Origin of the sequence: Sphaerotilus sp. (genome assembly GCF_041083715.1) — a bacterium.
In the GTDB taxonomy this organism is placed as follows: Bacteria; Pseudomonadota; Gammaproteobacteria; order Burkholderiales; family Burkholderiaceae_C; genus Sphaerotilus.
The window spans coordinates 1-12217 of sequence record NZ_JBFPGY010000071.1; the positions used below are offsets into that span (position 1 = coordinate 1).

10 protein-coding genes are annotated in these 12217 nt (G+C 66.4%); 1 reads left to right on the plus strand and 9 read right to left on the minus strand.

Going from position 1 to position 12217, the window contains the following annotated elements:
• The 9 genes from asd to AB3X43_RS03485 all read right to left on the minus strand — a co-directional run.
• Positions 1 to 809: archaetidylserine decarboxylase (asd, locus tag AB3X43_RS03445; protein ID WP_369428484.1), on the minus strand; the 809-nt coding region annotated here is incomplete at its 3' end.
• Positions 810 to 948: 139 nt separating this feature from the next.
• Positions 949 to 1527: a hypothetical protein gene (locus AB3X43_RS03450; RefSeq protein WP_369428485.1), complete on the minus strand. Its 579-nt coding sequence runs from the start codon at positions 1525 to 1527 to the stop codon at positions 949 to 951.
• A 211-nt stretch (positions 1528 to 1738) separates the two neighbouring features.
• Complete coding sequence (locus AB3X43_RS03455) at positions 1739 to 2356, minus strand: DUF1294 domain-containing protein (protein WP_369428486.1); 618 nt, start codon at positions 2354 to 2356, stop codon at positions 1739 to 1741.
• A gap of 80 nt (positions 2357 to 2436) precedes the next feature.
• Positions 2437 to 4200: an ATP-dependent nuclease gene (locus AB3X43_RS03460; protein ID WP_369428487.1), complete on the minus strand. Its 1764-nt coding sequence runs from the start codon at positions 4198 to 4200 to the stop codon at positions 2437 to 2439.
• A 379-nt stretch (positions 4201 to 4579) separates the two neighbouring features.
• On the minus strand, positions 4580 to 4939 hold the full coding sequence (locus tag AB3X43_RS03465; RefSeq protein ID WP_369428488.1) for a type II toxin-antitoxin system HicB family antitoxin: 360 nt from the start codon (positions 4937 to 4939) through the stop codon (positions 4580 to 4582).
• A gap of 2 nt (positions 4940 to 4941) precedes the next feature.
• On the minus strand, positions 4942 to 5169 hold the full coding sequence (locus AB3X43_RS03470) for a hypothetical protein (protein WP_369428489.1): 228 nt from the start codon (positions 5167 to 5169) through the stop codon (positions 4942 to 4944).
• A gap of 47 nt (positions 5170 to 5216) precedes the next feature.
• Positions 5217 to 8006, minus strand: coding sequence for an Hsp70 family protein (locus tag AB3X43_RS03475; protein ID WP_369428490.1), 2790 nt, complete (start codon positions 8004 to 8006; stop codon positions 5217 to 5219).
• Positions 8006 to 9856 (minus strand): Hsp70 family protein, encoded by a 1851-nt coding sequence (locus AB3X43_RS03480; RefSeq protein ID WP_369428491.1) that lies wholly within the window; start codon positions 9854 to 9856, stop codon positions 8006 to 8008. Before AB3X43_RS03480 ends, AB3X43_RS03475 begins: the two co-directional genes overlap by 1 nt.
• On the minus strand, positions 9853 to 10449 hold the full coding sequence (locus tag AB3X43_RS03485) for a DUF2760 domain-containing protein (protein WP_369428492.1): 597 nt from the start codon (positions 10447 to 10449) through the stop codon (positions 9853 to 9855). The genes AB3X43_RS03480 and AB3X43_RS03485 overlap by 4 nt, the downstream gene beginning before the upstream one ends.
• A 165-nt stretch (positions 10450 to 10614) precedes the next feature.
• On the opposite strand from AB3X43_RS03485, the gene AB3X43_RS03490 reads away from it, so the two are divergent.
• The coding region (locus AB3X43_RS03490; RefSeq protein WP_369428493.1) for an Ig-like domain-containing protein at positions 10615 to 12217 on the plus strand (1603 nt) is incomplete at its 3' end.

The window sequence follows — 12217 nt, forward strand, 5'->3', positions numbered from 1 at the left end:
GCCGGGTTGAACGCCAGCGCCGGCCCGGCATCCTGCACATCCTTGGGAAACAGCATCACCACGGTCGAGCCGAGCAGGAAACGCCCCATTTCCTCGCCCTGCTGCAGCCGGATGTCCTGGTCGGCGTAGGTCCAGTCGCGCAGGTGCCCCGGCCGCGGCGGGTTCACCAGCCCGTGCCACACCGTCGCCATGCTGCCCACGATGGTGGCGCCGACCAGCACCAGCACGAACGGCCCCCGCAGCCCCTCGAACACGCACACCACCCGCTCGTTGCGCGCGAACAGGCCCGGCACGCCGCGTGCCGTCGTCGGGTTCACCGAGAACAGCTCGCCGGGCACGTGGACCATCCGCAGCAGGCGGCCGTCGCACGGCATGTGGATGCGGTGGTAGTCGCGCGGGCTGAGGTAGAGCGTGGCGAAGAGGCCATCGTCGAACTGCCTGGCCAGCTGCGCGTCACCGCCGACCAGCGTGGTGGTCGAGTAGCGGTGGCCCTTGGCCTGGAAGATCTGGTCGCGCTCGATGCGGCCGAACTGGCTGATCGCGCCGTCCACCGGGCAGATCAGCTCGGCTCGGGCCAGCGGGCGGGCGCCGGGTTTCAGCGCACGGGTGAAGAAGTCGTTGAAGCTCTTGTAGCTGGCGATGTCCGGGTTCAGCGCCTCGGCCATGTTCACGCTGTAGCGGCGCACGAAGCGGCGAATGATGCCGGTCGTGATGGCGCCGCGCTCCTTGCCCGCCACCCAGCCGGCGAACGTGGTCAGGGCCTGCTTGGGGAGGAGGTACTGGGGCAGGACGGCAAGGCGGTCGGACATGGGGCGGGAGGGGGCTGGCGTGAGGGCGGGCCATTGTAACGACGGCCCGCAGCCTGAAAATGCGCCGGTTTGCCGCTCAAGCTGGCGGGGCAGTCGATGGTGGTGCTCAGCGAGGCGGGTCGACTGCCGGAAACGAAGCTCAGAGCTTCTTGCCCACTTCCACGCCGGAGGCTGCAGGCGTCGGCGGCACCGGCTGGTTTTCCTTGTCGTTCTGGCGGTCGAACACCAGCGTCTGGCCGAAGACCAGTTGCACCCACGAGGGGTAGGTGTACGCTTGGCCGGTGTTGTGGTCGATGACGGCGCCAATGCCACCGCCAAGGATGATGTTGCCGAACATGCCGCCGTTGACGCGCGAAATCGCCTTGGCGATGGCGTCGGATCTTGTCGGGTGCTTGCAGGTGATTTCCAGGTCCGCGTTGGAGCGCCGGACATTGGCGATGTCACCGGACTTGACCGTGGTGGCCGCCTTGTCGTTCGTCAGCGTGCAGTCGGCGCCCGCCACGAGGTCGCCCGCTTCGGTCTTGGTTTCGACCTTGATCGGGTGGGTTTTGTCGTTGACCACGGAGGCGCAGCCGGTCAGGAGCAGTGCTGCGGAAAACAATGCGAGTCTGGTGATCATGGTGTTACTGCCTTGAGGATTATTGAAATTGGTCTGGATTGAATCGATGCCGGTTTGCTGAATCCATGAAAAATCCGGCACATCGATCAGTCTAGACAAAACAAGGGGGAGTCTCAAACCGTGCCGGGCGCAACCAGGCCAAATGGAAAACCGGCGTGAATTACGCCACAGCAAGGAGGTTAATATTCACTGATTATTGACCATCAGGCTGGGCGCAAGCTGGTGGTCAGAATTTAGGTGCTGCGGGCCGAGCAGGGCCAGGGTGGCGTCGGAGATTTTATCGGGGTCGCAGGGCCTACGTATGCGCTTCTTAATATCTGCCGACTTGCTGCGCATATGGGCTAGCCAGAACCATGAAGCCCACGACGTTCAGCGCAACAGTGGCCCAAAAAACTGAGCGGAACGCTTGCTTTGCAGACTTGTGCCGAAGCATTTGCTGGGCGAGCAGCGCCCCAGGCCAGCCGCAGAAGAGTGCCAACATGTGAAGCGTTTGCTCGGGGGTTCGCCAAGCCCCCTTTTGGGCGGCTGATTTGTCCGAGGCGTAGGCAAGAAACGTGATGGCACTGACGCCCAGATAGGCCCACGGCAGCCAGCGCGGCGGGTGCCCCAAGACATAGCCAAGCAGCAAAATGAGGCCGAAGACAGGGATGACAAACAGCGTGGCTTTGCCCCGTTGCGCAGCGCTGTTCTGACGAGCTGGTGGCGGAGGCGTTCGCTTGATGCCGACCAAACCGGCGTTGATCGCTCGCGGCTTGCCTTGCTGACCCTGTTCGACTTCAAAGCTGACCCGTTGACCGGGTTGTGGTCGCTCGCGCAGTCCGCTGAACGCCTTGATGTGCACGAAAATTTCCTGCCCGCCTTGGGTGGGCTCGATGAAGCCGAATCCGCGTTCATCGTTCCAGGATTTGATTGTTCCGTCGAGTCGCATAGCTATAAGTTACATAACGAGTTGCTTAACAAATTAAAAGGCGGAAATTCGAATAATTAACGCTCCTGTTGAACGACTAGTTAGTCCTCACGGATTGCCCACGCGAGCATTTGCTCGATGGATTCTACGTTTGGACAGGCCGCGTGTAGGCCACGTGTCTCAAGATCAGCGTTGAAGCGCGCCCATTCTCGCTCTGTTTTCTCAGTAAGCCCGAGGTGGGCTTCAATGTCTCCAAGTGGCCAGAGCCAAACATTCTGAGCGAGAAATTTTTTACCTAAGGCCGCAATAGAAGAATGGGCTGATACCTGCTGAGCTAGCAATACAAACGCCTCAGAAGCTGAGGTGACGCCCTTTTGAGGCAATCCGTTTGAGCCTATTGAAATGCGCCCGGCAGCAGCAAGCGCAGCGAGTTCCAACTTAAGCACGGCGATGTCTGGATCCGTGGCGAGCAGGTACCCATCACGAACTGCATTATTGAAGGCATAGTCCAAGTCAACGACGGCCTTGCAAGGAATATCCATTGCCGCAAGGATCTCGGTGGACTTTTTTGTATCGTTCACGCTGCTCTGCGCCACGAGTGCACAACGCTCTTGCCCAAAGCTACGAGACCAGAGAGACTGAAATATTGCAGGAAGCAGGCGAAGTTCAGTTTTCCCCTCAGTGAGCAGCACTCTGTCGGCGAAGAGAACGTGGCTGGAATTCCCAAGAGTGAAGAGTTGCTCCATTTGATGCATCGAGTGCGGAACTAATGTCTGAATCGCATCTCTGAGTCTTTTTCTGGCGTGAGTGCCTCTCACGGTATCTTTTCGCATCAGTAAAGCGTATTGAGCATCGGAAGCTTGAACCAACTGCGCAGAATGCGTGGAGAATATTACTTGGTATCCACTATTTCCAAGTGATTTCAGCGCAGCACGTACCTGTTCTACGGCAAATGGATGCAAATACAGTTCAGGCTCATCGATCAATAGCAATGTAGTGCCAAGCGCCGGGGATGCGCCCCGCCGAACCTCGGCAAGATGGCGTATGAGTGCCATTTGAACTGAGCGCTGCGTTCCATGGCCGTAAGAGGAAAAATCTCTAGCAGCCGCGGTTCCTTCTTGGAGCCGGAGTGTGCCTCCTTTGATAAGGTCTTCAAGCTCAGGCACAGGGAAATGTAGTTTCGCCCCAATACCGGGGAATAGATCATTAATTTTGGATGTGATCTGATCTTCTATCGACACTAGCTCAGCGAAGCGCATGTCGCCTTCCGAGCTTACCCTTCTAGTTATATCTCGCAAGAAGCCTGAGAGTTCGGCGTGATGTGCAGCCCTGACCGGAGCAATGAACTCAGCAAGAAGCTTTCCGATTGTTGTTGACGTCTTTGCTTTTGAAGCATCTTCGGCGGCGTCCTCCATAGCGCCGATGCGAATTGGCTCTGGTAGCAGAACGCCAAGTGCATTGTCTATCCCGGTCGGATTCGCGTTCCAAGTGGCAGCGGTTGCATTCCACACGGAGAAGGCGATATCGCTTATCTTTGTGGCAGAAGGTGCCTGCACCCGCTTGACTTTCATCGACTCGTCAATAATGTACGGGGCTATCTGCCGTTGTTGCGCAGGAGGCATAGCCCCGATGTGTGCCGGGTTGATGCCGGTAATTGTCGCAGATACCTCAATAGGGAGTGACTGGTCGTGAAAGTCAGCTTTTGACAAAAGCGAACGGCGAAGCAGCCATTGAATCGCAGCAATTGAATTACTCTTTCCAGAGTTATTATAGCCAATGAGGGGAGTATAAGAGCTTAGAGGCAGAGCGCAAGAAACAATTGACTTGAAATTCGTAATTTCGACAGACTGAAGTTGTATTGCCATTGAGACCACCCAGCGTACATTTTAGTGAAGCCTAACACCCATGTTAGCTTCCGCGTTGAACTAATAATTAGATTTATAGCGTCATGTTATTACCAACCCGGTCGACGATATCCAAATCAACCCACAAGGCGCTTTAAGCCCTTGTCGCCATTGCATTTTTTGCTCTGCTTGCCGCATAACTTGCTCCTAAAAAAACTGCTAAACCCTGCAAACACTCAGTCTAGACGCGCACCCCCACAAATGCCCACTACGTCACACAATCCCGCCAGAAATGAAAAAGCGGCGTGAATTTCTCCACGCCGCCGAGGTGAATATTCACCAAGTACCAGCAGTTACCCGCACACCCCCGGTGATTTCAATGTTGCCCAGCCAAGCGGACTCAAGCTCGCCCTTCCTTGCGCCCGAGTCCTTCTGCGATGAACGCCAACACCAGCGTGTTCAACGACACGCCTTCCGCTCTGGCCCGCGACGTGAGTCGGGCATGGACGGTCTTGGGCACGCGGGCCACGAACTTGCCCGACGCAACCCCTCCGCCGTTCGGCGCGGGCACCGGCAAGTCCTTCGCCTTGAGTGCGGCGATCGTGGCCTGCAGCGCGTCCTTGCCGTTTTCGAGCGCTTCCTCGACGGTCTCCCCATCGGCGATGCAATCCGAAAAATCGGGGTAGGTGATCAGGAAGCCGCCGCCTTCTTCCGCCGTGAGCGGACGGACTTCAAAGGGATAGTCGGTGCGCTTGCCCATGGTCATGCTCCTTCAACGAGTTCGACGAACTTCTTGACGTAGATCGGCTTGATCGGACGCCGCGCCGGAACGGGCAATGTCCGACCGTCAGACCGCACGAAGACACAGTGGCTCGACCCTTCATGGCGCCAATCAATGCCGTGCTGGCGCGCCACCGTCTGGAGCTGCGCCAGCGTCCAATCGAGTGGATTGACACGCATGGCCTGCAGAAGCTTCGCGGCTGTATTCATGCCTGGATGATACTGCCGGCAACATCACCAATCAAGGCGAGTGCGGGCTACTGGACCAGCACCAGCCCCACCGGCAGCGACTCCCCGAACAGCGCCTGCTCGTCCGCCGCATCGAGCTGCACCGCCTCGCGCACCATCGCCGACCAGCTCGGCGCCGCGCCGCAGGCGGCCAGCCGCGCCAGCACCTGCGTGCGGCGGTCGGGATCGAGGTCGCGCACGCGGTCGCCGGTCATGCGGGCGAGCTGGGCGGCGGCGAAGGCGGCCATGCGGCGGCGTTTCCAGTCGAGCGCGAGCAGCGTGTCGATCCAGCGCGCCGCGACCTCCGCCGACACGACGCCGTGCGCGCTGCCGTGGAAGGGCTGGCGCGCACCGAGCCGGCCGACGGCCCACAGGCGCAGCTCGTCGCGCTCGGGTGTGGCGTGGGCGATGGCCGCGGCGTCCGGGGTGAAGGGTTGCAGCAGCCAGTCGCCGACCTCCGCCTTGTGCGCGGGCGGGATGCGCTCCAGCGCGGCGCCCAGGCGCACCATGTCGTCGTGCCCACCCTTGACGAGGCCCGGCGGCTTGGCCGGCAGCGGCGCGCCGGGGTGTTCAGCCGCCTGCAGGTTGTAGCCAAAATCGTCGAGCAGCCGCAGTTGCGCCGCCTCGGGCAGACCGCCCGCCACGCGCCGCCACAGCGTCCACCACTGCGCGGCGACCTGCGGATCGGCGCGGTGTTCGGCGCCGGCCTCGAAGATCGTCCAGACCTGCTCCACCCGCCACGCGTCCAGCGGATCACCGAAGCCCGGGCGCAGGCACCAGCCGGCCAGGTTGAGCCACAGCCGCTCGTGGTCGGCGGACCGGCGGCGGCCGCGGGCGCGCTGCCACAGCACGTCGAACAGCCGGCGCGCCAGCGGGCGGGACCAGCGGTCGCGGTGGCCGAGCAGGTGGTCGAGCTGCACGCGCAGGCCCTTGATGTCCTTGGGCGCGAGCTTCTGCGTCTTGGCACCGAAGACACGGTCGATCAGCGCGATCGCCTCGGGCAGCCGCGGCGCGAGCTGGGTGTCGGACTGCACGGCACTCGCCGCCGTGGCGCGCAACTGGAATTCGAGCTGCCAGTGCTGCGCCGGATCCTCGACGCTGGCGCAGCGCACGTCGAGCGTGCCGACTTCAGCGAGCGTGGCTTCGAGCCGGACCCGCAGGTCGCTGCGGCCTGCGTTGGCGTCGGTCGCAGGGATGACCGTGGCGATGAGCGGCAGGGCGTGCAGCACATCGGCGTCGAGCATGCGCACTTCGCCGGCCGCGGGCGGCGCGCCAGTCTCGGTCGTCGAGGTCGCCAGCTGGAAGCGCACGGGCTGGCCCAGGCGCAGCGTGAAGGTGCGCTCGGCCAACGCCAGCGTGCGGCCCGGCTCGCTGCCGCGGGGCAGCAGGCACACGGCGCGAACCGGGGCGGCCCCATCGGCGGTCGCCTCGTCCAGCAGCAGGAACACGCTGCGCGCCGCCCCGCCGCCGATGCGCGGCGCCCGCCCCTGCCGCGCCAGCGCGTGCGCCACCGCACCGCGGGCCACCGCCACGTCCGGGTTGTCGTTGTGCAGCAGGCGCGGCACCTCGCCACCACGCCAGTCGGCCAGCGTCTGCAGCAGCCGCTCGGCCAGTACGTCGGCGCGGAAGACGCCGCCGTTGAGCAGCACCGTGTCCGGCAGCGCGGCGTCCGGCGCCAGGTGCTGCTGCAGGAAACTGGCGAGCTGGCGCGTGATGGCCGCGTCGCTCGCGTACGGCAGGCCGAACTCGACCAGCCCTCCACGCGCTCGCCGCGCCGTCTCGTGCCGCCCGACCCGCGGGAAGAAACCATCGACCAGCAGCGCCCGCACCTCGCCGCGCGACAGGTCCACCGACTGCGCCTTGCCGATCAGCCGCGCGCCGCCGCCGAGCAGCGTCACGGTCACCCGCTCTGGTGCGTCCGCCGCAAGCAACTGCTCCTTGGCAACGCAGCAGCGGGCGATGAGCTGCGACAGCCGCGCGCTCGACAGCGGCGGCGCCGTGCCGCCCGCCGCCTCGGCCAGCCGCCGCTCGACGAGGTGCGCCAGCGCCAGGTCCATGTTGTCGCCACCGAGCATCAGGTGCTGGCCGACGGCGCTGCGGCGCAGGCTCGGCAGGCCACCCGGCTGGTCCGGCCCGCCCACGTCGATCAGCGAGAAGTCGGTCGTCCCGCCACCCACGTCGCACACCAGCACCCGCCGCACGCCGTCCAGCGCCGCGGCCAGCGTCTCGCGGTGGCGGAACAGCCAGTCCTGGAAGGCGGCCTGCGGTTCTTCCACCAGCGTCAGCGTCGGCAGACCCGCCAGCCGCGCGGCCTGCAGCGTCAGCGCCCGCGCCGCCTCGTCGAACGACGCGGGCACGGTGAGCACGACGGTCTGCGCGTAGAGCGGCGCGCCGGGGTGGGCGTGGTTCCAGGCGGTGCGGACGTGGGCAAGGTAGGACGCGCTGGCCTCGACCGGCGAGACCTTGCCGACGCTGTCGTCCGCGCCCCAGGGCAGGATGGGCGCGAGGCGGTCCGCGCTCGGGTGGGAGAGCCAGCTCTTGGCGCTGCTGACGAGGCGACCGGGCACCTGGGCGCCGAGCTGGCGGGCGAAGTGCCCGACGAGGGCCGCGCCGGAGTCGCCGGTGTGGTCCGGCAGTTCCCCGGGCGCCGGGTGGTAGCGCACGGAAGGCAGCAGCGGGCGGGTGGACCACTCACCGGGGCCGGTCCACTGGGGAATGTCGAACAGCGCGATCTCGGTGCCGCCCGGGCGGGCACTGGCCACCACGGTGTGGGTGGTGCCCAGATCGATGCCGACGAGGAAGGCTCCAGGGACGGCCATCAGGCGGCCGAGGACTGGCCGCGCATGTCGAACTCGACCTTCCAGCGCGCGGTGCCGCCGACGGGCACCGCGGCGAGTTCGAGCGTGCCCGCCTCGGTGACGCCCGCGTGCAGCGTCACGGCGACGACCTCACCCGGCGTGCGGCCCTGGGCAGGCAGCGTGGCCTGGATGTCGCCGACGTCGTGCAGCTCGTCCGGCGACCAGACATCGAGCAGCGTGCCGGCCACGTCCTGGCGCCGCACCGACGAGCCGAGGAAGCGGAACTGCACCGGCGCGCCCACCACCAGTCCGAACGGCTGCGTGTCGATGGCGACCTCGCTGCCCTCCTCCATGCCGAATGGCGCGACGCACAGCGCCTGCATCGGCGCCTCGAACCCGGGCACGGCGGGCATCGACGACTCGACTGCGACGTAATACGCCTGCGCTGTGCCACCCCGGATGCGCACGCCGCGGCCGCGGCGGACATGCCCGTAGTACGCCGCACCGCGTGCCACCGCCAGATCGAGGTCGGCGCCGCCGAGCTGGCGCGCCGCCGGGGCGCCGTCCTCGGCGAGCCAGGCATTGAGCGTGTCCAGCGTGCGCTGCACGAGCGGCCCGGCGCGGAAGACACCGCCGTTGAACAGCACCGCCGTCGGGTGCAGGAAGGTGGCGTCCTCGGGTTGCTGCGCGGCGAGGCCGTCCAGATCGGCCAGCGCGCCGACCTGCCGGGCGAGGAAGGCGGCGAGGTGGCGGCTGATCGCGGCGTCCTGCGCGTACGGCAGGCCGAGCTGCGTCAGGCCGATGCGCGGCTTCTGCACCGGGCGGGCCGACGCCGGCACCTGCGGGAAGAAGCCTTCGAGGATGATGGCGCTGACCTCGGCGCGGGTCAGCTCGGTGCGGATCGAGCCACCGATCAGCTTCGAGCCGCGGCTCGGCACGACCAGCGGCTGTGCCGGTGCGTCCGGGTCGGACAGCAGCACTTCCTTGGCCGCGCGGCAGGCGTGGGTCAGCGCGCGCATCTGCCACGCGTCCAGCGACTTGCCTTCGGCGGCGAGCTTGCGCGCAACCGTGTGCGCCAGCGCCAGGTCCATGTTGTCGCCGCCGAGCAGGATGTGGTCGCCGACGGCCACGCGGGTGAGTTCGAGGTTGCCCTCGCGCTCCAGCACCGCCATCAGCGAGAAGTCGCTCGTGCCGCCGCCGACGTCCACCACCAGGATCACATCGCCCGGCTTCACCGCCTTGCGCCACGCGCCCTGGCTGGTCTGGATCCAGCTGTAGAGCGCCGACTGCGGCTCTTCCAGCAGGGTGACCGCGCCGTAACCCGCGTCGCGCGCCGCCTCGGCGGTCAGCTCGCGGGCCGCGGGGTCGAAGGAGGCGGGGATCGTGACGGTGACGGTCTGCTCGTTGAACGGCGCCTCGGGATGGGCGTGGTTCCAGGCGTCGCGCAGGTGCGCCAGGTAGCGCCGGGACGCCTCCAGCGGTGACACGCGGGCGATCTCGGCCGGTGCGTCGGCGGGCAGGATCGGGCCGCGGCGGTCGACGCCCGGGTGGCACAGCCAGCTCTTGGCGCTCGACACGAGGCGGATCGGCGTGGTGGTGCCGCGCTGGCGGGCCAGCGTGCCGACCGAACCGCCCTGCTCCTGGCCCCACGGCAGGCTCAGGTCGCCCGCCGCCAGTTCGTCGGCATGCGGCAGGTAGAGGAACGATGGCAGCAGCTCGCGCGACTCGACCGTGCCGGGCGCGGTCACCTGCGGCACGGACAGCACGCCATGGGCGGTCCGGTCGCCGTCGCTGGCCTGCAGATCGACCCAGGCGAGCGCGCAGTGGGTGGTGCCGAGGTCGATGCCGAGGCTGTAACGGGGGTCGCTCACAGCTCCACCTCCGCCTGCGCGACGATGGACGCGTCGTGGTGCTCGGCGCGCTGCGGCAGCCGCACGTCGGTGACACGCCAGCCGCGGTGGCTGAGCGTGCCGGTGAACGGGGCCTGGCCGACGACGTTGCCGGTCAGGCGCACGGCGCTGGCGTCGAAGCCGGCGGGCAGCGTGATGCGGCGCCCCTCTTCCTCGGCACGCACCGGTGCCAGCGTGAAGTGGCCCTGCAGCACCTTGCGGCAGCCTTCGTGGACCAGCCGGGCCGCGGCGCCGACATCGGCGTCGGCGTGGCCGGTCAGGTCTTCCTGCACGAAGTCGATCAGGCGGGCCTCGCGCTGGAACAGACCGAGCAGCTGCAGCGCGGCGTCGGGCGTGGCTTCCTTCAAGGGGATGACCTGGGGCAGCGGGGCCGCGGGGGCGGGGGCCGGCGCCGGTGCTGGTGGCGGGACCGACTCGACCTCGGCGGTCCGGGGTGGTTCGTCGGCCGCGAGGCAACGCTGCGCCAGCTCGCCGCTGAACAGCACACGGCACGCCATCGACAGGCGGCGCAGGAAGGACGGCGGCGGGCTGGAAGAACGGTGGGGACTCGGCATCGGGACACTCGTCAAAAGACAACCGGTGGATTCTATCGATGCGGGATGGATGGACCGAGGGTTTCTCCGAAGGCTGGCTGGGTGAATCAAGGCCACCGTTCAAGTTCTGGCCGCCATGGTCGATGGGAACTGGATCCCTACCGCTTCCCACCCGACGGATCCCCCATGACCAAGACCCAGCGCCTGCACCGCCTCACCCTGACCAGCGCCGCCGTGCTCGCACTCGCCGCCTGCGGAGGTGGAAGCGGCAGCAGCGACACCACCCTGACCGCCAGTCCGGCACCCGCACAGGCACCCGCGCCGGCCGTCGCCGCGGCCGTGACCTTGTCGGGCACGGTCGCCACCGGCGCCGCACTGGCCGGTGCCACGCTCACCGTGACCGACGCCACTGGCGCCGAGGTCGGCCGCATCGACGCCATCGGCAGCGACGGCCAGTACAGCGTGACGCTGAGCGCGGATGCCAAGGCACCGTTCGTGCTCGTCGCCAAGCGCGACGACGTCACGCTGGTCAGCGTGCAGGACCTGCCCGCCAGCGGCACAGTCAACGTGACCCCGATCACCACGCTGGTGGCCTCGCGCCTCAGCCCGTCCGGCGACCCGACGCAACTGGGCCGCGAACTGGCCGAACACACCGCGACGCTGGACACGGCCAGCGTCAACGGCAAGGTCAGCGAGGTGCGCGCGATGCTCAAACCGGTGCTGGACGCCACTGGGACGGCCGGCGACGACCTGCTGCGCGGGCATTTCTCCGCCGACGGCAGCGGCCACGACCGGCTGCTCGACAGTCTGAAGATCACCATCACGCCGGACAGCGCCAGCAGCACCAACATCCAGATCACCGTGCGGCAGAAGGGCAGCGACAGCGCCGAACCAGCGGTGGTCCAGTTCAACAGCGCCGACAAGACCGACACCTCCAGAACACTGCCGAGCGTGCGCAGCGATGCACTGGTCGACACCGGCACCTCGCCGCTGATCGCGGACCTGATGAGCCGGCTCTCGGCCTGCTATGCGCTGCCCGTTTCGGAACGGGTGAACAGCACGGCATCCAACGCCACGGCCGCGAATGTCGTTGCAGCGGCCTGCACCAGCCTGTTCGTCGACGGTCAGCCCGGTGGCTACCTGCACAGCGGCCAGCGTGTGTCGGTGTCCGGGGCGTTCAGCGGTCTGTTCCGCGCTGGCTCGACCGGCGCGGCCTTCAGCCGCGGCACCTACGAGTTCAGCCGGGAGAACGGTGACCTCATCGTCGGCTACACCGTGACCAGCCCGACCACGCAGGCCGTCGACAGCGGCGCACTCGTCGTGCGCAAGGTGGCCGTTGCCGGCAGCAGCCGCAGCGAACTGCGCCTGATCGGCAACCAGTACGTCTACGACGGTGGCGTCTCGGCCTACCACCAGCAGCGCCACTTCATCACGCTGAACCAGTCCGGCCTCGACTACGACAGCATCGGCTACACCGTCAATGTCGGCAATGCCACCGACGCCAATGGCCAGCCGCTGTTCGACCATGTCGTCGTGACCACGCCCAGAAACACGCAACTGCTGCTCAAGCCGCAGGCGGGCAGCTCCTACCTCGGCCTGGTCAAGAACGGCAGCACGACCGGCACCAACTTCGTGCGCCTGCGCAGCGCCTTCGCCGATCCGGCCACCACGGGTCACCCTTCGGCGCGCGACACCGGCCTGTTCTTCGTCGAGACCGATCTGAGCGACGGCGACCTCGCCAACCTGTCGGCCAATACGGTGTGGAAGTTCGACTACTACCTCGCCAGCA

Excerpts from the sequence above, each read along its gene's own strand:
- AB3X43_RS03455 (WP_369428486.1), bottom strand. The coding sequence starts at position 2,356 with ATGCGACTCGACGGAACAATCAAATCCTGGAACGATGAACGCGGATTC.
- AB3X43_RS03460 (WP_369428487.1), bottom strand. The coding sequence starts at position 4,200 with ATGGCAATACAACTTCAGTCTGTCGAAATTACGAATTTCAAGTCAATT.
- AB3X43_RS03475 (WP_369428490.1), bottom strand. The coding sequence starts at position 8,006 with ATGGCCGTCCCTGGAGCCTTCCTCGTCGGCATCGATCTGGGCACCACC.
- AB3X43_RS03485 (WP_369428492.1), bottom strand. The coding sequence starts at position 10,449 with ATGCCGAGTCCCCACCGTTCTTCCAGCCCGCCGCCGTCCTTCCTGCGC.
- AB3X43_RS03465 (WP_369428488.1), bottom strand. The coding sequence starts at position 4,939 with ATGGGCAAGCGCACCGACTATCCCTTTGAAGTCCGTCCGCTCACGGCG.
- AB3X43_RS03470 (WP_369428489.1), bottom strand. The coding sequence starts at position 5,169 with ATGAATACAGCCGCGAAGCTTCTGCAGGCCATGCGTGTCAATCCACTC.